Annotated in this window: 26 protein-coding genes; 8 read left to right on the forward strand and 18 right to left on the reverse strand. The window is 37.6% G+C overall.

Annotated elements, in window-relative coordinates; translation table 11 throughout:
• The 15 genes from D8854_RS03115 to D8854_RS03175 all read right to left on the reverse strand — a co-directional run bounded on the left by D8854_RS03115 (window position 1) and on the right by D8854_RS03175 (window position 13804).
• Window positions 1-606 carry a TipC family immunity protein gene (locus tag D8854_RS03115; protein ID WP_125449537.1) on the reverse strand — a complete coding sequence of 202 codons (606 nt, stop codon included), beginning with the start codon at window positions 604-606 and terminating at the stop codon, window positions 1-3.
• 4 nt (window positions 607-610) lie between these two features.
• Window positions 611-1219 carry a TipC family immunity protein gene (locus D8854_RS03120; protein WP_084976076.1) on the reverse strand — a complete coding sequence of 203 codons (609 nt, stop codon included), beginning with the start codon at window positions 1217-1219 and terminating at the stop codon, window positions 611-613.
• A gap of 10 nt (window positions 1220-1229) precedes the next feature.
• Window positions 1230-2879 carry a hypothetical protein gene (locus D8854_RS03125; protein WP_084976075.1) on the reverse strand — a complete coding sequence of 550 codons (1650 nt, stop codon included), beginning with the start codon at window positions 2877-2879 and terminating at the stop codon, window positions 1230-1232.
• Window positions 2869-3231, reverse strand: a complete 363-nt coding sequence (locus D8854_RS03130) for a hypothetical protein (protein WP_125449539.1) — start codon at window positions 3229-3231, stop codon at window positions 2869-2871. Before D8854_RS03130 ends, D8854_RS03125 begins: the two co-directional genes overlap by 11 nt.
• On the reverse strand, window positions 3228-3506 hold the full coding sequence (locus tag D8854_RS03135) for a TIGR04197 family type VII secretion effector (protein WP_125449541.1): 279 nt from the start codon (window positions 3504-3506) through the stop codon (window positions 3228-3230). The genes D8854_RS03130 and D8854_RS03135 overlap by 4 nt, the downstream gene beginning before the upstream one ends.
• A gap of 523 nt (window positions 3507-4029) precedes the next feature.
• Window positions 4030-4299 (reverse strand): 30S ribosomal protein S15, encoded by a 270-nt coding sequence (gene rpsO / locus D8854_RS03140; RefSeq protein WP_001018251.1) that lies wholly within the window; start codon window positions 4297-4299, stop codon window positions 4030-4032.
• 144 nt (window positions 4300-4443) lie between these two features.
• Window positions 4444-7149 carry an ABC transporter permease gene (locus D8854_RS03145; protein ID WP_185768062.1) on the reverse strand — a complete coding sequence of 902 codons (2706 nt, stop codon included), beginning with the start codon at window positions 7147-7149 and terminating at the stop codon, window positions 4444-4446.
• A complete protein-coding gene (locus D8854_RS03150) occupies window positions 7145-7846 on the reverse strand; it encodes an ABC transporter ATP-binding protein (RefSeq protein WP_125449544.1) in 702 nt (233 codons plus the stop codon). Before D8854_RS03150 ends, D8854_RS03145 begins: the two co-directional genes overlap by 5 nt.
• A gap of 142 nt (window positions 7847-7988) precedes the next feature.
• Complete coding sequence (locus D8854_RS03155) at window positions 7989-9692, reverse strand: recombinase family protein (protein WP_125449546.1); 1704 nt, start codon at window positions 9690-9692, stop codon at window positions 7989-7991.
• Window positions 9693-9753: 61 nt separating this feature from the next.
• Window positions 9754-9921: a hypothetical protein gene (locus D8854_RS09785; protein WP_185768055.1), complete on the reverse strand. Its 168-nt coding sequence runs from the start codon at window positions 9919-9921 to the stop codon at window positions 9754-9756.
• A complete protein-coding gene (locus D8854_RS03160) occupies window positions 9905-10702 on the reverse strand; it encodes a replication-relaxation family protein (RefSeq protein ID WP_125449548.1) in 798 nt (265 codons plus the stop codon). The genes D8854_RS09785 and D8854_RS03160 overlap by 17 nt, the downstream gene beginning before the upstream one ends.
• Before the next feature lie 92 nt (window positions 10703-10794).
• A complete protein-coding gene (locus D8854_RS03165) occupies window positions 10795-13014 on the reverse strand; it encodes a type IV secretory system conjugative DNA transfer family protein (protein ID WP_125449550.1) in 2220 nt (739 codons plus the stop codon).
• A gap of 2 nt (window positions 13015-13016) precedes the next feature.
• The gene (locus tag D8854_RS09790) at window positions 13017-13184 is read right to left on the reverse strand and encodes a hypothetical protein (protein ID WP_185768056.1); all 168 of its coding nucleotides are present in this window, start codon (window positions 13182-13184) and stop codon (window positions 13017-13019) included.
• A gap of 154 nt (window positions 13185-13338) precedes the next feature.
• Window positions 13339-13533: a hypothetical protein gene (locus tag D8854_RS03170; protein ID WP_125449552.1), complete on the reverse strand. Its 195-nt coding sequence runs from the start codon at window positions 13531-13533 to the stop codon at window positions 13339-13341.
• Between the two features lie 10 nt (window positions 13534-13543).
• Window positions 13544-13804 carry a hypothetical protein gene (locus D8854_RS03175; RefSeq protein WP_125449554.1) on the reverse strand — a complete coding sequence of 87 codons (261 nt, stop codon included), beginning with the start codon at window positions 13802-13804 and terminating at the stop codon, window positions 13544-13546.
• 128 nt (window positions 13805-13932) lie between these two features.
• Here D8854_RS03175 and D8854_RS03180 point away from each other — a divergent pair, with 128 nt between their 5' ends.
• Window positions 13933-14970 carry a hypothetical protein gene (locus D8854_RS03180; RefSeq protein WP_125449555.1) on the forward strand — a complete coding sequence of 346 codons (1038 nt, stop codon included), beginning with the start codon at window positions 13933-13935 and terminating at the stop codon, window positions 14968-14970.
• A gap of 481 nt (window positions 14971-15451) precedes the next feature.
• Here D8854_RS03180 and D8854_RS03185 read toward each other — a convergent pair whose 3' ends face one another.
• Window positions 15452-15877, reverse strand: a complete 426-nt coding sequence (locus D8854_RS03185; protein ID WP_125449557.1) for a hypothetical protein — start codon at window positions 15875-15877, stop codon at window positions 15452-15454.
• A 587-nt stretch (window positions 15878-16464) separates the two neighbouring features.
• Here D8854_RS03185 and D8854_RS03190 point away from each other — a divergent pair.
• The 7 genes from D8854_RS03190 to D8854_RS03215 all read left to right on the forward strand — a co-directional run bounded on the left by D8854_RS03190 (window position 16465) and on the right by D8854_RS03215 (window position 20548).
• The gene (locus tag D8854_RS03190) at window positions 16465-17757 is read left to right on the forward strand and encodes a DUF6161 domain-containing protein (RefSeq protein ID WP_125449559.1); all 1293 of its coding nucleotides are present in this window, start codon (window positions 16465-16467) and stop codon (window positions 17755-17757) included.
• Window positions 17758-18001: 244 nt separating this feature from the next.
• Window positions 18002-18646 carry a recombinase family protein gene (locus D8854_RS03195; protein WP_125449561.1) on the forward strand — a complete coding sequence of 215 codons (645 nt, stop codon included), beginning with the start codon at window positions 18002-18004 and terminating at the stop codon, window positions 18644-18646.
• Window positions 18647-18959: 313 nt separating this feature from the next.
• On the forward strand, window positions 18960-19361 hold the full coding sequence (locus D8854_RS03200; RefSeq protein ID WP_125449563.1) for a hypothetical protein: 402 nt from the start codon (window positions 18960-18962) through the stop codon (window positions 19359-19361).
• A 26-nt stretch (window positions 19362-19387) separates the two neighbouring features.
• On the forward strand, window positions 19388-19558 hold the full coding sequence (locus D8854_RS09795) for a hypothetical protein (RefSeq protein WP_001097413.1): 171 nt from the start codon (window positions 19388-19390) through the stop codon (window positions 19556-19558).
• Between the two features lie 19 nt (window positions 19559-19577).
• Window positions 19578-20033 carry a hypothetical protein gene (locus tag D8854_RS03205; protein WP_260469218.1) on the forward strand — a complete coding sequence of 152 codons (456 nt, stop codon included), beginning with the start codon at window positions 19578-19580 and terminating at the stop codon, window positions 20031-20033.
• A 1-nt stretch (window position 20034) separates the two neighbouring features.
• Entirely contained in the window at window positions 20035-20367 is a 333-nt protein-coding gene (locus tag D8854_RS03210) for a hypothetical protein (RefSeq protein ID WP_125449565.1), read from the forward strand.
• A 1-nt stretch (window position 20368) separates the two neighbouring features.
• Complete coding sequence (locus tag D8854_RS03215) at window positions 20369-20548, forward strand: hypothetical protein (protein ID WP_125449567.1); 180 nt, start codon at window positions 20369-20371, stop codon at window positions 20546-20548.
• A 230-nt stretch (window positions 20549-20778) separates the two neighbouring features.
• Here the strand turns inward: D8854_RS03215 and D8854_RS03220 are convergent, their stop codons facing one another.
• On the reverse strand, window positions 20779-21471 hold the full coding sequence (locus tag D8854_RS03220) for a phosphoglycerate mutase (RefSeq protein WP_125449569.1): 693 nt from the start codon (window positions 21469-21471) through the stop codon (window positions 20779-20781).
• 188 nt (window positions 21472-21659) lie between these two features.
• Window positions 21660-22040 (reverse strand): hypothetical protein, encoded by a 381-nt coding sequence (locus tag D8854_RS03225; protein ID WP_009730427.1) that lies wholly within the window; start codon window positions 22038-22040, stop codon window positions 21660-21662.
• Between the last annotated feature and the right edge of the window lie 312 nt (window positions 22041-22352).

The following is a 22352-nucleotide window of genomic DNA, read 5'->3' on the forward strand; positions in this document are numbered from 1 at the left end:
TCACCAATTCTCCCACTGAGTTTCAATCTTGACATCTCCATAGTTGCTTGGCGAGTACTTACTGTCATAAATCGAACACCAATCTTTCAAGACTTTCTGGTTGACGATTTCGTCGTAGTAGGAATCCAAATCCTTGGCAGTGATACCGTACTTCTCTAGGTAGGATTTCACTTGGGCCTCATCTTCAATATAACTATCCTCTTTTCCTGATAATACAATCTGAATTGACTTTGTGATTGTTTTAGTGTTTGGATTATATTTGTTGACCATCCATAACTTCGTACCATCAGCTATTTTTCTCTCAACTGAAACAAACATTTTACTATACTCTTTCTCAAAATTAAATCCAACTCTCAGTTCAAGATAGCCTTCTGGAAGAGTCTTATACTTCCCTAAAGGGCTATATTTAAAATACTCTCCATCACTTGGCCAACCTGGACTAATTTCAAAGCCATCTATTTTTCTTAAAATATTATTTGACCGATAAGTCTTCTCCGTCTCCTGATAAATCTCATCAAAAATGTTTTTAGGGTGATTGACAAAGAAATAAAAACAGATGGATATGATTAACGCCACTAACGCAAATAGACCGAGGATTTTCTTCATACTATCACCAATTCTCCCACTGGGTTTCAACCTTGACATCGCCATAGTTGCTCGGTGAGTAGTTACTGTCATAAATCGAGCACCAGTCCTTCAAGACTTTCTGGTTGACGATTTTGTCATAGTCTTGCTCTAATTCTTCTTTAGAAATATTATATTTTCTGAGATATTCTCTTATTTTTTCTTCATCCTCTAGATATTGACCTGGTTGCCTTGGCTCTTCAAAAATCGCAAGCCCTTTTTTGAGAATTTTCTTTTTTATATTATAGTGTGCTGAATACCATAGGGTAATATCCGAATTAATCCTTTTTTCAAAACGTATCGTCAATCCTTTAATACCTTCTCCAAAATTAAAGCTAATACTTATGTCTTTATAACCTTCAGGATGAGTTTGATACTTCCCTGAAGGGGTGTATGCAAAATATTCTCCATCATTAGGCCAACCTGGACTAATTTCAAAACCTTCTATATGCCTTAAAACATTATTCACTCGATATGTTTTTTCTGTCTCCTGATAGACTTCATCAAAAATGTTTTTAGGTTGTTTAGGAAAAAAGTAAAAACAAAATAATACAACTAGTAAGACTAAAGCTAATAAACTGAATATTTTCTTCATCATTATCCTCCTACTCCGCCAAGGCTTCCAAGCGGTTTAAAAATATCGATACTTCTGGATAGTTATTTTCGATATATGCTTTAATGGCGTCTTCCCCTTTTTCCATAACCTCTAATGGAAGGATACTAGCATAGATAGTACTTCTGACTTGTTTCCAATCTTTATTTTTCAAGAATTCTCTTTCTCTCAGAGTCGTATTCTTTTGAAGGTCAGAGTAATAAGAAGTTATAGCTTGGTCATAGGATTGCCCCTGTTGCATCCGACCGATAAGATTGACTGAATCAAGGTCTGCCTTGTAGTCATCCTCGCCAATACTTGGTTTTTTATCCGTAGCATTTTTAGTCGTGTCTCCCTCCCAACCTGAAAGGTCCTTGACACGCTCTCTACCGCCATAGATATCGGCTAACTGAACTTGATTAGGATTAAGATGAGTGGCCATAGTAATGGACTGGTGGGTAAAGTCTGCATGGCCCACTCCATTGTTAGAATAGGCCTTCAGTTTGCTGTCCCAAAATTGGTCAAATTTATTATTTTCATAAACTTTTTCATAAGTACTTTTATAGGTATCATAATGGTTAGTTCCATTTTTTTGATCATCATCCTTAATTTTTTCTATGTTATCAGATTTACCTCCCGCCATCTCATGCTGCAGTCTAAGATTATAATACAGTTCTTTGGCCTTTTCTTCTTTCAATCCTAATTCTTTAAAGATTTCAAGAATTGGTTTTTCTACTCTCATTTTTTCAACTGTAGATGGACTGCTAATAACCTCATCAAAAAAATAATTTCTTAAATAGCCTGCAGTTTCGTTCCACTTAAAGTCATTATAGTAGGCTGCACCGACGACTCGCAAAAAGATATAGTCACGGAACTCTTGACTAGAGGTTGGGAACTTCCTGTCTATCCCTTGCTTGATGGTCAAGAGCTGTTGGGCTGTCTCTGCATCAAAGCCGTACTCTGCCATCATAGTCTGGACAAAGGCCTTCTCTTGACGACTGAGCTTCATATCCCTTGTGTCAGAATAGGCAGACAGGTAGTTGGCCCAAGTCAGGTCAGATGGGACTTTAAAGACCCCTGTCTTTGCATCCCAACTACTTTCAATCTGGGCCAGTCCACGACTCAGTTGCACATTGATACTGTCTAGTTCATCGAACAGTCCTCCTGAATAGCTATCATAGGCTCGCAGGTCTCTCAAGATCGTTTCATAGACGCGTTTATTCGCATGGTGTCCTCGCATGAGTTCCACATTACTGCGTCTCAATCTCCCCTTTTCTTCACTATCCATGGTCAAGCTAGAAAGGGATTGGTTGACTTCATCTAGATAGGCAATCATTTGCTCTTCCTGACGGATCTTATCAAGCAGATCATCCTCGCGCCAACTCTTGCTGTCGACCATCGTTTGGTAGTCTTCTGGCAATTTCTTGATGGCTTGAGAGAAGGTTTCCGCATAGAGTTGTCCCCCTTTACTCAAGGGCAATAAAACACTTGCAAAAAAACTTCTAGCCGAATTATAAGCATCGCCCTTTAGACTCTCTGTATCCTCTGAAAACTTTTGAATGGCTGATTGCAAGTCTTGATAAGCCTCCACCTGAGATTGGCACATGATCGCTACACTCGAGCTTTGTAGTTGTGATTGTTCCAAATACATATCAATGCCCATGTCGTTTCTCCTCCTCCTCTCTTTCTAGTTCTTTGCGTCTTTCATAGTAAACCTCATCCAAGTCTCCCTCTAACCGGAACTTTTCTTTTTTCAAATCATCCATGCGGTAGCTGAGGTCCTCAAGGATTTGGTTTTTAAGTTGGTTTCTTTGCAGGAGCGTTTCTTCCAACTGTCCTGCATATCGGCTCTGATAGGCCGCCTCCCACAAATCATTTTGATAACGATGACTAGCTCTATCATACCCTTCAAAGATTTCTATCAGTTCTTTGGTGCGGTACTTCTCTTTTCCATTGTCTTCTAGCTGGTACAAGAGGTCTAGCTCTCTTTTCTTCAACTCATCCAACTTGCTCATGCATTACTCCTAAAACCATTGGCAGCAGCCTCATCAAGTGCCTCAAAATCACTCGCTACAGAGTGCAGTCGTTCTGATGTCAGGGTGACAGCAGCCGAAATCTGACTAGCTAGATTTTGAGCCTTTGTCAGACATTGATGGGCCTTGTTATTCCCTTGAAGGGTCGTGAGGTCATCTTGACTAGCCACATTGATAGCTGTTAAAGATTGACAAGCATTTTTCAGCTGACTCGCATACGTTTGAGCAATATTTAGATCACTTTTTACTGTTGCCATGACTATTCTATCCTTTTTCTTAATCCCTTGTGATTGGTTTACTTCATTTAGCTATATAGGCCTATTATACCATGTTTTGAATATAAGCCCTAATTTATACTATATTTAGATAATAGAATAATCCTATAGCGAAAAGCTACCCAATGGAGTAGTTTCATTACTAAGATATGCTTAATTGAACACAGCCTAAGCACTTGGCAAAAAAGATAAAATTTCCCCGAAGGGAGAAGATCTGTTTTATTTTCCCTTACAGTGCTAGGAACCGTAACCGAAGATTATACTTGAGTATATCGAGGTAAGGTGACAAAAGTAAAAAAGCTACCCAATTTAGAGTAGCTTCATTATCAAGATATGCTCAATTGAACACGGCCTAGGCACTTGGCAAAAACAAAAAGCCCTCTGAAGTCAGAGAGCTTTATTCTTGCTGGATAAAACGTTTATAGACTAGGCGACAAGCCGAAGATTGTACTGATGGTACATCGAGGCGAAGGCAACGAAGTATAGAAACGTTTTAGACGCAAGATTAACGACGAAGTCCTAGAGAGTTGATTAACTCACGGTAACGGTTAACGTCGTTTTTACGCAAGTATGCAAGCAAGTTACGACGGCGACCGATTTTCTTCATCAATCCACGGTAAGTAGCGTGGTCTTTTTTGTGTTGTTTGATGTGTTCGTTAAGGTGGTTGATTTCCCAAGTAAGGACAGCAACTTGAACCTCTACTGAACCTGTATCACCTTCGTGACGTGCATATTGTGCGATGATTTCATTTTTTTTCTCTTTTGAGATTGCCATGATGTTTCTCCTTTTTATTTGGCTTCATCCGAGTGACAGGTTGGCATGCCTGTAACCAAGAAGAAGTTATTTGTCTTTACGACAGTTCTTATTCTACCAAGAAGCAGAGACTTTGTCAACTGATTTACTGTTTAAAACCATGAATTACTCTACTGATTTCAGGGCTTCGAGCATATCCACTTTTCTCAAGTGGTGATTGACAAGGAGACCTAGTAAGGCTAAGATTACAGTCACTGCGACGATTGGAAGAGCATAGACTTCCCAGCTGACTTGTGGATAAAAGAGTATGGTGGTAGGAGAAATCATTTGGATCAAAAATTGATGTAAATAATAGCCTGCTACCAAACCTAGAACAATCCCCACAAGGGATAGCACTATGGTCTCTCGGTAGATATAGAGGGTCACTTCTTTATTGTGGAAACCGAGAACCTTGATAGTGGAAAGTTCACGGATACGTTCTGCCACATTGATATTGGTTAGATTGTAAAGAATAACAATGGCTAGCAAGACGGAAACAAGGACAAGGATTGCCATGATTTTATTGAGCGAACTAGCCACGGATTCAAAGAGATGGATGGCCGTTGCATTCTGGACTACCCCAGAAACAGCAGCTTTTTCCATGAAGATAGCAGCTTCTTTCTCCGTATTGGAAGGTGTTGGGTCTTTTAATTTTACTAGATAGGTATTGTCTTGCGGACTGGTTCCATAGACTTGTTCGTAAGTCGCTCGGTTGAGATAAACAAAGTGTCCAACATAGTTTTCAGAAATAGCCGCGACCTTGATTTCCTTCCCATCAAGCTCCAGCTCGTCCCCAACCGTAACACCTGCTAGTTGAGCTAGTTTTTGACTCAATACCGCTCCATCGGTAACCTGCACTTCTTGCCCCTTTTCCTCTAATACGATAAAGGGCTTGAAGTCTTCTCTGCTTGTGACCATTATGGTGATAGTCTGAAGTCCTGCTTTTCCTTTGAAATCTTTTTCAATGGATTTAGAGTAAATCTTTTGATAAGCATGGATAGGTTCAGCTTTCAAGCTACTCTCTAGATCTGCTTTTTCTTGCTCCGTTGCACTGCTCTTTTCCGCTACAATCATCTGGTATTGCTGGATTTGTTCAAATTGGCGCTCGGAAACTCCTCCCACAGAAGACTGAATACCAAGACCTGCAAATAGGAGAGCAACCGAACCCGCAACTCCAAAAATGGTCATCAACATTCGTTGCTTATAACGGAAAATATTTCGCGCCGTAACCTTATGAGTGAAGCTCAAACGACTCCAAATAAAGCTCAGACGTTCCAGTAAAATCTTTGCTCCCTTAACGGGAGGTTTGGGAAGCAAGAGTTGGGCTGCTTCATCGTGTAGTTCCCTTCGCGCCACCAGATAAGCCGGCAAAACGCTGGATACCCAACTTAAAGCTAGGGCAATAAGACTATAAGACCAATAGAAATACTCGTGACTTTTTCCAACAACCATCCCAGCTGTTATAACATCTGAAATCACCCCTGCAAGAAGATAATGTCCAAGAAGTGTTCCTATAATGGTTCCCACAGTTCCTGCAAGAAAACCATAGAGGACAAACTTGGCAACTATATCTCGATTTCGGTAACCCAAGGCCTTGAAAATACCAGCATTGGTGCGCTCTTCATCTACAAAGCGAGTCATCGTTGTAAAGGTCACCATTGCGGCGACCATATAAAGCACCACTGGGAAGATATTTCCGACTGATCGAATGCTTGATGATGCATTACTGTACATGAGATAACCTTGTCCACCTGGCATGGTTTGACGATTGTATACGTGGTATTTCGGCTCTGCCAGTTCATCAAGCTCTTTCTGACGCTGTTCAAGCTTCCATTTTTCCTTAGATAGATCACTCTCCGTCTGAGCCAGTTTTTCTTTTTTAGTCGCCAATTCTTCCTTAGCTTTTGTCAGCTGTCCCTCGATTTGACTCTTTTGCGGTTCTGGTAAAGCGGTCGCTTGTTCTTCTTGCGTTTTCAAGCGACTTTCGGCCTGCTCTAACTGACTCTTGCCATTTTCAAGGTTGCTTTCAGCAGTTTGGAGCTGTTCTTTCCCATCTTCCAAGCTCTTTTGCCCATTTGCTTTGATACTTGCCAATCTTTTTTGACCATTATCTTCCAGCAAGTCTTGCAACTCTTCCTGATGTTGATCTCGTTTGCTCCTATAGTCTGATGAAAAAGCATCCAGATTTTTTAAATCGTCATAGCGCACACGCGCGATACTATAGACATCTGAGTCAAACTGACTGGGTAAAATCACTCCATAGCCAGCCAAGCTTCCATTTCCACTACTAGCACTTCCTAAATCTTCCTTAGAAAGAATTTCACCCGACTGAACAAATCCAGTAATTGTGAAAGTTTGGGATTTTAGGACGGACTTTTCTTCTTTCTTGCTAAAGGTAATGGTCTCTCCAATCTGATAACGGTCTTTCCAGAAATCAGCCAAGGCAATTTCCTCATTAGCTTCTGGCAGTCGCCCTTCTGTCACTTGGAAGGTTGAAATGCTCTCTGGTTTGGAATAAAGTCGAACCGCTTCTTCACCATTTTCAACGGTTAGGTCTGCCATATAGCCAAACTCAACACTTGCTCCTTGAAGTGTCTTTAGTTCGTCTTGGTCTTCTTTGTCCAAGCCATAATCAGCTATCACGGCCAGATCCAGAGTATTGGCTTTACGGAGATAATCTTCTGCCGTACGTTCCATGTTTGGACTGGCCACTTTGAGGCCAACTAGAGCTAAAGAACCCAGCATCATCAAGGTTAAGATAGAAACAAAGCGTCCCTTGGAAGCAGTTACCGACTGGAGTAGGTCTTTCCGATATGTTTTTTTCATCCTAATACTCCAATGTATCGATATCCTGCGGACGCTCATTGATCGTCATGCTCCTAACCGTGGCATCGCGCATGTGAATCACCCGATCTGCAATAGGAGCTAGCGCGCCATTGTGGGTCACAATAATCACTGTTGCTCCTTTTTGACGTGACATGTCTTGGAGAATCTTCAAGACTTGCTTCCCCGTCTGATAATCCAAGGCACCCGTCGGTTCATCACAGAGGAGAATTTTAGGATTTTTGGCTACAGCGCGTGCGATGGAGACTCGCTGTTGCTCCCCTCCAGAAAGCTGGGCTGGAAAGTTATTCAGGCGATGACCTAGCCCTACGTCTTTTAGCACTTGCTCTGGATCCAAGGCATCAGCTACAATTTCTGAGGCCAACTCTACGTTTTCCTTGGCTGTCAGATTGGAGACTAGATTGTAAAACTGAAAAACGAAGCCTACATCTTCACGACGATAGTTTGTTCGTTGGTACGAACTATAGTTAGCAATATTGGCACCATCAATCCAAATCTCCCCCTCATTATTGGTATCCATACCTCCTAGGAGATTGAGAACTGTTGATTTTCCAGCACCAGAAGCACCAAGGATAATAACCAGCTCCCCTTTTTCGATTTCAAAATTCACATCGCGATTAGCCACAATCTCCGTATCCCCAACCTGGTAACGCTTGTAGCTGTGTTTCATCTCAATATAAGCCATCGTCCTTCTCTCTTTCTTACAATTAAGTCACTCTTTACTATCATTATAACGCTTTTTCAACTAGTTGGAAACTAGAAGCAAAAACAAAAAAGCCTAGGAATTGCTGACCTGACACCTAGCAGTTTAGTTATTGAGGTTAATGTTAGCGAGCCAATTCGTTTGGCTCGCTTTTTTCATTGTTTAGTTTTCCGATGAAATTATAATAAATATCAATCTGAATAATGCGCTTGCGTTTCGTGCCAGTTGGTTTATGAATCACAATCTTGTCAATCAGCTCATTCACTATCTCAACGGTTAATTCTGGTAGCTCTGTATATTTCGAAATTCTCGTCATAAACTTGGAGATATTAAGTTTATCTTCTTGTTGGTTGGCGATTTTTTCGGTTAAGTTAGAAATGGAAGCTTGGAGCTGGTGCTGTTCTTCTTCATAGCTCTGGCTTAACTTCACGAAGCGTTCATCTGAAATTTTGCCAAATAGATTATCTTCATAAAGTTTCTGGATAATTCGGTCTATTTCTTTAAAGCGATGCTCATCTTTTTGAAGTTGCTGGCGCTGACGTTTATTGTCTTTGCTGAATTGAGCTTGGCTCTGTTGCTCTAGCTTCTTTAAAAAGGCTTCTTGGTCGAAGTGGGATTCCTGAATGGTTTGGCGGAGCTTGTCACTTACAATCTCAATCAGGGCAGATTTTTGAATGTAATGCGGATTTTCGCAACCATCAATCGGCTTACGGTAGCCAGAACACTTGTAATGGTCGTGGTTAAGTCCATTTTTCTCTTGTGGACAGAAATAATGCTTTCGCCCACAAGATCCACAAAAAACTAATCCCGCAAACAAATTCTCGTGACCAGCCCGATTTTTATACCGTTGATTCGAACGCTTATGACTCCTCATCTTCTGGACAATATCGAAAGTTTCTTGGTCGATAATCGCTTCATGGGTATTCTTGAAAACCAACCAATCTTCCTTTGGGTTATCTACCTTACGCTTGTCTTTGTAAGATTTTTTCCGTGTACGAAGATTAACCGTATGTCCTAGATATTCTTCACGTCCTAAAATATTACTTAGGGTTTCTCGTGTCCAAAAATAAGGCAAGCTCTCAACATTCGAACTGGCGGAAATGGGTTTTAAACCTATTTCGATTCGGTGGCGGTCTGGCTTGAAAACTTTGTCATTTTCTAATCCTTTCGCAATCTCTGAAAGACTTTTTCCGTTTTTCGCTTCCTTAAAAATCCGTTTCACAACTTCGCTGGCAACAGGATCAATAATCCAATTTTTAGGATTGTTTGAGTCTTTGAGGTAGCCATAAGGTGGATTTACTGTGACACGCTCGCCAGCTCTCGCTTTAGATTGCACGACTGCCCGAATTTTCTTGCTGGTATCTGCCGCATACATTTCGTCCATTAAACTCTTGATTGGTAAGAAAATGGAGTTGCTCTCATTGGGCTTGTTAGAATCCACTCCATCATTAAGGGCGATAAAGCGGACGTCAAAGCTAGGAAAAGTGATTTCCGTTAGTTGACCAACCTTGATATAAGAACGTCCTAGACGACTTAAATCCTTAACGACGAAATTTGAAACTTGCCGATTTTCTACCAACCGCAAAGCTTCCGAGATAGCTGGACGGTCGAAGTTTGTGCCACTAAAACCATCATCGACAAATAAAATAGGATTAGGGAGATTTTCTCTTGTAACTACATCAAGCAGAATTTTCTTCTGATTGATAATTGAGTTACTATCTCCATCCAGCCCGTCGTCTTGACTTAGGCGACAATAAACCACCGTTATATCTGAAAGTTTCGAAGTATCTACTTGTCTATAATCTGAAATTGTCAAAGTTCTGTTCATGTGTTTTTCTCCTTTTGGAGTTCACACACCTTATACTCCTATTATACCATTTTTACTACTGTTAAAGTAGTGATTTATCGCTTAAAATCAACCTTTCTAGGACATTTTCAAGATTGCGATTTCCAGTAAAACGGTGACGGATTAAGTAAGTCGTTCGACCAATTCGACAAATTTCTTCGGCGGTGCGTGAGGGCTGGTTTGAATCTCGATCTTTATTCTTTTGATTCATTAGCTATTCCTCCCTTGATATAATCTGAGTATTCTTCAAGTGTTATTACAGTGAACAGTTCCCAAAAATTGTATAGTTCTTTTTGAATCGCTTTCGAAATCGCCAGCTTACGCTTATCATCTGGCACGATCCAGAGCACAAATGGAAAAACTTCCTTTTGTCGCTGTTCAATACCTAAGCGATAATATTCAATATATTTCTTGCAAGTATTTACGACACGCGCAAGACTTTCTGTGCTTCGGTCTATTTCTAAAAAGTAATGATCTTCATATTCTTGACTAACTAGCTCTAAATAAGCATCCGGCTTTAGAGTTCTGCCTATACCAGAAAGTTTTTGGTAGCTACGCCAAGAGTTCGGCTCAAAGGAAAAAGTTTCAAGCGATAGCTTTTCTGAGTCTCGAACGGCATCCAGTGTCTCAACAAAAATTTCCGTAATCGCCAAAGTGTGTTCAACGTGGTGCTGAGTCGGTTCATATTGATTTTTATAACGCAAGATAATGCTGCCATCTTGACTTTTAAGGAGCTTTAGCCCTTGAAAAGTAATTTGCCAAATATAGGAAGACGAGCCCCGACGCACGCCACCAACTCGCCGTTGTAAATGTGAAACCAATCCAGCTTTCTTCAGACTTTGCGCGGTAAAATTAGCACGGCGAATAGCAGTTTCAAATCGAGCGCTATCCGCGAAAAAGAGTTTGGCTAGTTGGTTAGTAGTGGCATATCTAGCTTGATTTAAAAAGTAAAGAATCTGTGTATCTTCATTAGTTAATTGATTCCATTTCATCTGTTTTGTTCTCCATTAAATTTAAAGGTGTACTTTCCGTAAAATGTGCTTAGTTACGGAGTAAGTCGTGTGAGTAAAAATCCTAAAAATCTTTATTTATCAGGGGTGGAAGAATTTTCTTCATCAACACGATTCGAAGAGCGATTGGAACGCTTTTTGCGCCCTAAATCTGTTAATTTTTGGTTAGAATTTTCATTTTTCGAAGAAGATTTTTCAAAAATGTAGTTTTCGAATTGGCTTTCAATTTCTGAAATATCTTGTCCGTATCGGCTCAAGCTATTTAAAAATGGCACACGACTATCTCTATTTTTTGGTTTAGGTGGGTAGGTTTTACTGATAATCCAACGGTAGGTGTTAGGAGAGATTTCTGTTCTAATATATGCCCAAAATGGTGGCAAGCTGTAAAAATCTTCTTTATCAATCTCCAGAGTATATTTTGCCATTTCGCGTGCTTCATCAAGATTTAAGCCAAAAACAATTTTATTCGCAACATTAGATTCAATTCCAGCTTTTAACTGAGGCGACATTTGGGCGAGGTGTTGAAAACCAATATTCCAGCCAACATTAAACTGGCGAGATTGAGAAAGTGCTTCGTCTAAGTTAGCGTTAGGGATTCCTAAGAAACTCGGTGTTTCATCAATATAGATAAAGACCGATTGGCGTTTGTTTGGCTCAACTGACGACTGGCGCAAAATTAACATCCAGAGCATTGAAGTGATTAGGCTACCGATGAGTTTCGCAGATTCTGAACCAATTACCGCTTTATTTAGTGGAATCAATACAATTTTTCGGCTTTTGAAGATTTCCGCAAGACTGAAATTTGGGTTAGTTTGTCCCAACATTGCCCGAAGTTGCGGACGAAGTAGAAACTGTCGGAATTTATTCAAAATGGGATTTAACATCTGGTGACGTTGAGCTTCACTGAGTAGCTCAAACCAGTTCCAAAAACTTTCCAGTCCGATTGGGTCTTTTAACTCTTTTAATAGTTTGTTTCTAAAGGACTGATTAGTGAGTAAACTTGGTAACATCACTAAAGAAGTGTTTGGAATGCGCGCCAGAGTTAAAAAACTATGTGACAAAATATCCAGTGAGTAAATTCCAAAATGTTCAGGATAAAGTCCTTTAAATAGCTCTAACAGATAATCTGCAATAACTTCTGGCTCGATACCATATTTAGTTAGTTCAAAAGGATTTATACCAACAACTCGTTTGGCAGTTGGCGAGATGACTACTATATCTTCATCGTGTTCATCTGGTGTACGCTCTAAAAGTTCATGAGTGAGTTGACCCTTTGCGTCTACTACAACTACACTATGATGTTTAGATTTTATATCTGATAAAATCAAGTGACTCATGGCGGTAGTTTTGCCACAACCAGTTGAGCCGAGAAAAACAGTGTGCTTTTTGCCAGCTTGAGCTGGAATTTGAATTGGTCTTGGTTGACTTTCAACCGTTTGCGCCAAACTTCGCTGAATCTTCCGATTAACATTGTAGCCCAAAGGCGGAGCTACTAATTTAGGGTGAACATTTGGCACACCTGCAATATTTTCTTCTCCAATAGGTAAAAGCATGAAACAAGCTAAGTCTGAGACGGATAGACTGTACGGGAAAGACCAGGAAGGTTGTGTTTGATTAAGTTTTTGGATAGCTAATGGTTTTAATTCGATGATCGCATTTGATTCCATCATGCGAAAACTACTAAGTAGGCTATCAAAAAATTCCTTTGTTCGCAAAATACTGCGAGATTGAACACCAAGACGAATTTCACACTTAAAAGTAGATTGGTTCAACTTTTGGCGCATGAGCTTCTTGGAGTTTTCAGATAGTTCAGGAATATTGTTGGTGATTACTTGATACCACTTGGCAGATAAATTAGGCAGGTCTTTTGGTTGCGGGCGAGGTGGTGAGCCTGCACCAATGACCAACTGAACAACTACTGTTTCGTCTGGATGAAGTATTTTTGAAATTGTAAGGCTTGAACGTATCATATTTTCTACAGAGTCCGCTTTTAAAGCATAGTGAGATTCTTTGATATTCACTAACCGCGCGACCGAAAGTTTTTCACGTTTTGCAACTCTTGAAAACTGAATAGTTCGATGTGATTGAATTAGCTGGTGAATATGACGTTTATCTTGTTCTTCCGTCCCCAGAAGATACTGTACGCGATTTTTAGTCATGCGAACTTCAAAAACAATGCTTTTACGCCGAGTTAGACCGACCAACTGACCAAGCAAACTTTTGACATCTTCTTCAGAAAAAGGACGTTGCCAATTCCACTCACTCCAAGACAAGGCTTCGAATTTTCTTTTCATTTCTACCTCCAATCTTTAGAATTAATAATCCGAAAGGCGAACCAGCCAATGAAAATAACCGCAGTCATCAAAACCAAGAACCACCAAATTTCTAGAATTAGTTTCACCGCCCAATTAATAAGCCAAGCACAAGCAACAAATCCAAGAATATATGACATTAGTTTTTTCATAGCTGGCCTCCTTTCTGCCTTCATTTATACAAGAAAATTGATGAAAAGTTAAATTTCACTGTCTTCAGTTTTAAAAGCGATTGGAATGAATTTTAGGCAATGAAACAGTAGTATATTTCAACATATTTTGTCCTTTTGTCTAGTTCAAATAGGGCTAAAACTTACGCCGTTTAAACAATTCTTTTTGGGCGATTAGGTAGGCTTCTTGAATTTCTTGGCGGAGCTGGAGGAACTCCGCCAGAGCCTGTTCTTCTGGTGCTGTATCGTCTTCTTCATCTAGAAAATCCCAAATCGAAACTAGCAAATACGAAGTTACAAAAATAATGGAAAGAATAAGAAAGATATTCATCATAATACTCCTATTTTAATTTCTCAGTAGTGTAGTGAGTAAATGCTCGAATAACATAATCTGTATAAGCCAATGCTTCGGGATTGTTCTTAATAATCTCAGCTTGAATTAAAGCAAGATTGCCGATTTTAAAAAGAATGTCTGAAGCTAAGAGCTCCTGTGCTTGGGTGCTAGCCATCTTATGACTAAGCTCTTTAGCAACTGCTAACTGATACGGATTTGCGATTTGAGCCAAAGCCGTTTCTTTAGTTGATTTGTGTAGTGAATTCATGAGATTTCTCCTTTAATTTTGATATAATTGTTTTAAGTTAGCTAACTTATGACTTTATTATAGAAAAGTCCAAGCGTGATTTGTTGCCAATAATTGTGCTAAAATCTTGCCAGTTTCGGAGGTGCTTGATGTTTGATATTCCTAGTCTGTTTTCTATTATTTTAAAACACGCCAATAAAACGACTTGGTCTGATAGAAAGAAAGTTAGCGTCGGCTTATCGCTCGTCTTACACGCAGACTCTTTGGCTTATCTATCGGATACAACCTTTAATAAATTATTTACAGGACAAAATAAAGGACGAACCCTTTACGGGATCGTCCAAGATGAGATAGCAGAAAAAGGCTTTTCCAGCTACATCTTTCAAGCTGAGAAGCGATTAAACGACACCAACTATAAAGAAAATAAGTTCTTGTTGGCAGATACGATAGAAGATTTTTTTGACCTAATAGAAGAATCGCAAAATCTGCCAAAGTCTGTTTTATTAGGTTTAAAGCAGTCTTACAAGTTCAATCACCAAGACCGACCTTATCTTTTTCTGGCTGAGTGTTTATTTTATACTTTAGCTTGCCAGCACAACAAACATCAACAGTATATTGAGCCAGACTTTAGCCAAGAAACAGAAGTTATCTCAAAACCATTAGAAGAGCTTGTGTCACGAGCTAACGGTTATTCGAAGCGGATTACTCAAGACTTAAACCGTTTTTCAGAAGAAGAACTTCAACTGTTCAGAAAAATAGCCCCATTTACTTTTTATGACAATTCTTTTGACGAGTTTTCGGGCGAAGCTGTTTTAGATTACTATTTAATTTCGCACGCTGATTTTTTGGATTTGTTCACTAAATACGGCGTTAAAGGCAATGAAGTTTCACGCCTGATTGAATATGGTTTAATTTCTGGTGGTGGCAGACATGAGATAATTGTAGAAAAAGGTGAGCTTTCTGGCTTCCAAAATGATAACCTCATCTTAACTTTCACCACTGAATCCGACGAAAGAATAACATTCGAATACAGTGCCTTTCACCTAACAGATACCGCCAAGGCCTTGATTGAGATTTTGAAGATTGAAACTAATAATGAGTTTTTTAGGGAGTTAGGAGAAGAGTTTAAAAATAAAGTTAGAGGATTACCTATTGATATAGAAATATTGGGTGTAGATGATTTTTAAACGAGATAATATCCATACACGATTTTTATTACAAAAATGTTTCGATATCATAAAGTATATTACAAAAAATCTAAAGATTTTTTTAAAATTAACTAAATTATTCATACAAAAGATTGCTTATCTATTTGAATATGTGATATAATAGATCTGAAAGATATTTTATCTTTCAAAAACGTCTAATTTTAATATTGACAAGTTAGACAATTTTTGATATAATTCGAAAAGTTATTATTAAATTTGGGGGATTCACTTTCCCAAAAAATAAAAAGAGTTCGTCGTTTTCATATGATGAATGTATTTTGTACATTTTCGAAAATTTTGAATTTTCTGAAAATATAATAAATAGTAACTCAAACATAAAAAACCACTTCCGAAAACGGAAGCAGTTCTTTAACCGAGTAGCATTTTGCAAATGGCAGTTTGCAAAATGGCGAAGCACCTTTTAGTTCCCCCAATGGTAAAAAGTACCACTGGGGATCAGTTATTCGCGGTTATGCCTATTATGGTATAGCCGCTTTTTATTAGGTGACAGATTAGACCGTCTAGCTCGAAAAGCAGAGTACAATAACAATAGAATGTCAACTGCTTCTACTGCTGTATTTAGCCACAGCACCTCCGACCTAGGCGGGCGGATAAGCAAAAGCAACAGCACTCTAATTGACGCAAAGACAAACCTTTGTATCAATTTTTGCGGTGGTGGTTCTAATGTTTCAGATACTCTTCGTGACGAGTACTGTTTTTTGCAGTAAAGCAAGTGCGTAGACTCCAAAACTGAAGGAATAGCTGTAGTAATACGAGTTGGGAAGGCATTTGGCTCCACTAAAACAGTGATAGCTAAACCTGCTCCTAATCTAATTATATTATTCACTTCATCTTTGTGTCTTAGATAAAAATTAAATAAAGTCATTTTTCACCTCCTGGATAAGAGAAGAAAAGTGCCTCAAATACTCGGTCGGAATAAGAACAGAAAGAGGAAACGCATTACGCAGAAGTGCCCTAAAGTTAGATGAACATATATCACAATCAAATTCATAGTTTCACAAGCCTAGCTATAATGAATAGTAGGCGTTGCCATGAGAATTGATTGTTGATATATAGCTTCATCTAAATCTCAATAGCAATCTTTATAATGCATTTCCTCGTTTTCTAATCTGATGGGTATTTGGTATATACCCCCATTATTCCTTATATAATTTATACCATACATTTACAATAATGTCAAGATTGAATATATTGCTTTCTACTGAAAATTTTTATCTTTATTTCAATTGAATTTTCTCTTTTCTATACTTTTTTCTTGTAACTTTCACTAAAATTCAAATAAACACTATTTTTGGGGGGTAGCTCGTAAATATGCTAAAATGTTTAATGGAGTAGCGATATCATCCAAAGGACATATAAAATATGATATAATGAGTGTAAATTGGTATTCTTCTAGCTAATACTAATTAAGAGACAATTTATTAATAAAATTAAACCAGACAAGGAGTTTGAATGGCCAAAAAAACTAATGCCCAAATTTCCAATTTTATGGATGAATATTTTTCATTCGAGATTAATAATAATGGCTACAATCTAAACTATGACCAGCCTAAACTAAAATTCTCTGAGTTAGAATCTACAATTCAATCGAATTATAAATATTGGGAACAAAAAAAAGAAGAGAATGATCTAGCCACTCCTATTCTTGAAAATTGGACGAATTGGAAGACGAAATTTGAGCAATTAAAAGATTTTCTCAAGAATAAGGAAGAATTTAATTATCAAGAAATAGCTAATTTCATATATAACTATTTTAGTTCAAATTATTCAAGTGAGGGTTCAACGGAAAAAAGAACCTATCGAATAGATATTAATAGTCCAATCGATAAAGATAAAGATATAGTAAGTATAAGATTGTTTGCCGATTTTTACTTAAAAAGCTGGGCTACAAACTACCTGCTGGATGCTATAAGAAGTTATATTGAGATTGAAAAGAATAAGAACAATATCGGTTATTATCTTTCATCTACTGAATCATATCGAAATTTGCCTGCTTTGTTTGTCCTCAACAGAGAGATGCCTAAGCTCAAGATTCCTATTAGAGAAATTCAGAAGAACCTAGTCCAGCCTGTTTCGGAATCTATGGACAATATGGCCAAGGAAACTGAAAAACACTTTAAACAAACAGCTAACTTAATTGATAAAAATGATAAAAAAATTAGAGAAATTTTCATAGAACATTCTCGTGAAGTAGATGATTTTAAACACGATCTTGAACAATGGCAAAATAACAAAGAGGCATCTATAAAGATTCTAGAAGATACCTATGAGAAAAAACTACAGCTTGAAGCACCTGAAAAATTATGGAAAGAACGTTCAAAGAATTATACGATAAAAACTAGATGGTGGATGGGAGGACTTGCAACATTTGTTGTTGCTCTAATATTTTCTGCAGGATCATTACTAGTTAGTATACATGATTATCTACGAGGAACAGAAAAAGATATTCCATTTCTTCCGCAATCCTTTATTTATGTCGCACTGATTTCTTTTTTGATATACCTTATTAGAATTGTTATTAAGATTATTATTTCAAGTCAACATATGGCAATGGAATATGAACAAAAAGAAGCTTTAACAAGATTTTATCAAGCACTAGTTTATAACGGTAAAGATGTAGATAAGGAAGAACGCTTGATAATTTTTCATGCTTTATTCAGTAAAACAGAAACTGGTCTTGTTAAGACGGATAACTCTGGAGAATCTGAAGCATTAATAGCCTTACTTTCCAAGACTATAAAATAGAGGCAGTTATTTTAGCCGTCTTTTAATGTTTAAAGGTGTCTAAACTCAGATTGTTTAGACTATTACGCGTCACATTGTTTTTTCTTTTTTACAGTTCATGGTAACATCGTATACTAAATAATATACTATCAATACGAACATTATATAACCTATCAGACTTGCGAAAATCGCGAGTCTTTTCTTTTAACTAAGTTTTTTTCTAAAATATAGTCACCCTGCTACAATAGTAAAGAAAGGAGAAATTTTGACAAATCATCACAAGAACAAATTAGAAAATATCAAAACCATAACTATCGGTTATGCTCGCGTTAGCTCAACAGATAATCGACAAGAATTGGGTTTATCCGTTCAAAAAGAGGCGCTCGGCTTTTGCGATAAACTCTATATCGAAAAAGACTCAGGCGGAAATCAGGAGCGACCGAAGCTTGATAAGGCGTTAAAATTAGCCAAAAATTATGCTAAACAAGGGGTTAAAACAAATTTTGTCGTATATAAATTAGATAGGCTTACAAGAAAGATGCTTCACCTCTCTGCTATTATTGAAGATTTAACCAATCATGGTATTCGCCTTCAATCTCTTCATGAAAATATTGAAACAGATTCTTTAACTGGAAAATTCTTTTGTTTGATGTTGGGTTATGTGGCAGAATGGGAGCTTCAAGCAATTTCTGAGCGTACTAAAGACGGACTCCGTAAAGCGAAAGAAAAAGGTGTGAAGCTTGGCAATAAAGGAATAGCGAAAGATAAAGAAAAGCAAATTATTACACAATACCAGCAAAAAGAAATATCCGTTCGAAATATTGCGAATCAGCTGAATATTTCCACCGCAACCATATATAATGTGCTAAGGCGCAATAGTATTCAAATAAATAGAAAAAATCACCTATAATTGATTGACAAATCCTTAGAAAAATAGTAAATTAAACTCATCAACAGTTTTAGCAAACGGTCGTTTGTTAAAACAATCAAAGTTATCAATAAAAATATTTAAAATGCTGATTTAATAAGGTTTTAGTTACCTTGTTGAATTGGCATTTTTATTTTTTCATTGTTTTAGTTGACGACCGTTAACTAAAACAAACTCAACCCCTATTGTAGCAGGGATTTTTTGAGTGAAAATAAAAAAAGGAGGTATTTCGTATTAAAATAAATACGATTTTTAATGCGCTACAAATACTTAGAGGTTTTATTAAGGAGAAAATATGGCTTTTTTCATATTGGTAATTGCAATTGCTGGTGGAATTTTCTGGTTTAATAGAAAATCTGCCATTGATAAATACACTAAAAAACAAGAATTAGCGATGAAAATTCTTGAGAAATCGAAAAGAATTCGCTTAGAAGTAATGGCTGATATTAACGAACTGGGTGGACGAATGGCTTCGGCAGACCGTGAACAATACATCAGTCTAACTCAAGAAAGAGAATCGCTTCAAGAAACTTTAGAGACAATTGAAGCAAGTATTCGAGCTATGGAATCAATTTTGCAATGGAGAGTTGATTCTTCAGGTGGAAGACTGGAAATCGAGAAGGAACTGTCGAACCTACGACGGTATTCTGGACTTACATTAGAAGAATTAGCACGAGATTGTGGTATTGTGCCATAAAATATTCAAATAGAGAGAGGCTTAAAATGAATACTCGTTTAAATCAAAAAGTAGTTCGTGGTGAATTGGTTGAGGTTATTGAAAGCTCAGGTGGTTTTCTTGGTGGAATTGAATATCAATTAGTCGTTGGTGGGAAGATTAAAGAACAATCCAAAGACCTAAGCTATATTCTTAGTGCCTTTGATAGATATTGGTAATTTATTAGGAAGAGTGTCAATGAAAAGAAAGTTATTTTTCTCATTTATAATTTCACTGTCATGTTTTATGCTTTTAGGCTGTAGTTCCCCTAAGAACTTTACAGGCAAGTGGAAGACCGATATCTTCGACCAAGGAAGTGTTAGAGAAGATGGTGCAAAAATTGCAGGTAAAGCAACTGGACAAGCCGACCTTGCTTCAATTATCTCTAAATATATTCACTGGAATGCTACTATGGAGATAAAAAAAGACGGAACTTTAACAATAGATAACGGCGAAACTTTCTCCGCCAAATGGCATCAAAAAGGCGACAAAATTGTAATTGAAGGAAAAAATATTTCCGGAATTGCAACCCTGTCCGATGACCAAAAGACTTTATATTTCGAAAATAAGCCATTGAATGATAATTCTGATAACCAGAATGGTTTTATGATTGGGGAAAATTCATTAAAGTTTGAATTTAAAAAGGTGGAATAATATGAAAAATAGCATTAAAATTCGATTAGCAATTATAACAATAGCTATCATTGGGTTTCTATTTTATGGATTTAGAGATAATGGTTCGGTACTTTATTACGGGCAAAGCTATACAGCAGGTTCTGTATTTAAACCTGATTCGTATCTCTCAGCTGGGCTATTTAAATCCGCAGGCAAAGAGATAAACGAACTGGTTTCGAAAAAGCGTGGAAGTAGTCTTACAGGTGTGATGGTCTCTGTTATAGTTGGTGGAATTACTTTTTTCACACTTTGGCAAGATGACGATTTTAAAGATATTTTAGTAGAAGCAAGAAAACAAGGAGAAAATAATTAAAATGGCTAATTTGGATAATTACTTGATTTTAGTTTTTATTGTAGCAACTGGAATTCTTATCGCTATTCAATTCGCAGGCGACCGTTTAGCAGATTGGCTGACAGATTTAACCCAGCAATTCTTTTCGAAAAGTCTGGATAAGCACGAAGAAAAACGTAAGGCGGAAAAAGAAGAAAAATAAGTTAAGGAGTTACAGTCTAGTTATACTGCCAGATAAAACTAAGATTATCTTCTCTTATTCAAATCTAAGGTATCTAACCCCCAAAAACCAATATTTATATTTGACGAATAATAGAAAAAAGACGGCTCATTTTTTGAACCGTCTTTTAATTCACTTATAAGATGTATGAACTCAGATTATTTTAGAGTGCTGAGCGTCAGACTGTCTATCCTAGGCTTTCTGTTTATAAATTATTTTCCAAGGTAGTATTCAGAAACTACGTTCAATTTTTCGTCAAATTCGAATACCAATGGTGGGAAGTTAGGGATTTCCACGTCCATGATTTCGTCATCTGACAAGCGTTTGATGTGTTTTACAAAGGCACGGATTGAGTTACCGTGAGCTCCTACGAATACGTTTTTACCATCTTTAAGTGCTGGAGCGATTTTGTCTTCCCAGAATGGAAGGGCACGTTCCAAAGTCACTTTCAAGTTTTCAGCATCTGGGATAACTGAGTCGTCAAGTGAAGCGTAACGACGGTCAGTGTGAGCTGAGTGCTCATCATCACGGTCCATGTTTGGAGGCAATACATCGTATGAACGACGCCAGATGTGAACTTGCTCATCACCAAATTGTTCAGCAGCTTCAGCCTTGTTTTTACCAGTCAAACCACCGTAGTGACGTTCGTTCAAGCGCCATGATTTTTCAACTGGAACCCACAATTGGTCAGCAGCTTCAAGAGCCAAGTTTGTTGTTTTGATCGCACGTTTCAATACTGAAGTGTAAGCTTGGTCAAATTCGATACCAGCTTCTTTGATCAATTTACCAGCGTCAATCGCTTGTTGTGTTCCTTTTTCAGACAAATCAACATCAGCCCAACCAGTGAAAAGGTTAGCTTTGTTCCATTCAGACTCACCGTGGCGAGCAAAAACCAATTTTACCATTAGATGGATTCTCCTTTTATTTTTCGAGGTTTCCCTCGTTTATCTATTCTATTTTACACAATTTTTCACAAAAAAGCTAGTCAAAATCAACGAAAAAGAGGAGAGCTTATCAGTCTTCTCTTTATCACACTATCATAATTGTTCTCGATAGACGATGAAATAGTCCCATCCAAATAATTGGAAAACTACTACTCTTCAATTACAAATTTTTTCAATGTTCCAAAGTAAAGTGAACCACCAATAATGGTTAGAATTCCACCTACCCATCCCAAAAATGGAATCAAGCCGACCGCACCACCTACAATGAGCAAAACAGAAGGTGCATTCGTAACACGTTCATCATCTTTATAATAAACTATAGCCACAATTCCCAATACTAAAACAGCAATTTTAACCAATGACAAAATAATTGAGAGCCCTGTCAATGTCCCAACCGTTACATCTGCGTCTTCAGTTGCCGCAGCAGCTCCAATAGCCATGATAAACATGATGACTGGCGCTAAAAGCAATACAATTCCTGAAATAAGACCAAAAATAGCGTTGACACGAGCAAGTGTATTTGTTTTCATAATAATCTCCTTAAAATTTTTATAGGTATTATTCAATCATAATTTATCTAAAAATTAAACAGTCTTATAAAATTTTATAATAAATATTGATTTTCAAAAAATAATTTTAAGTTCGATAGTCTCTTTATAATTAGTGGAAATATAAAATTATGAGAAAACTGAATAGTTGATTATGTTAATTATCTACACAGACAGGCCAGGAAGAACTTCATTTGAGGAAATGGACTAGTAAATTTTCCCATGATAAAACGCATAATATCAAAGCACTTGAACTCTTGATATTATGCGTTTTTTATGATTTTAGCGACCTTT

Origin of the sequence: Streptococcus mitis, from assembly GCF_003943905.1 — a bacterium.
Taxonomy (GTDB): domain Bacteria; phylum Bacillota; class Bacilli; order Lactobacillales; family Streptococcaceae; genus Streptococcus; species Streptococcus mitis_BC.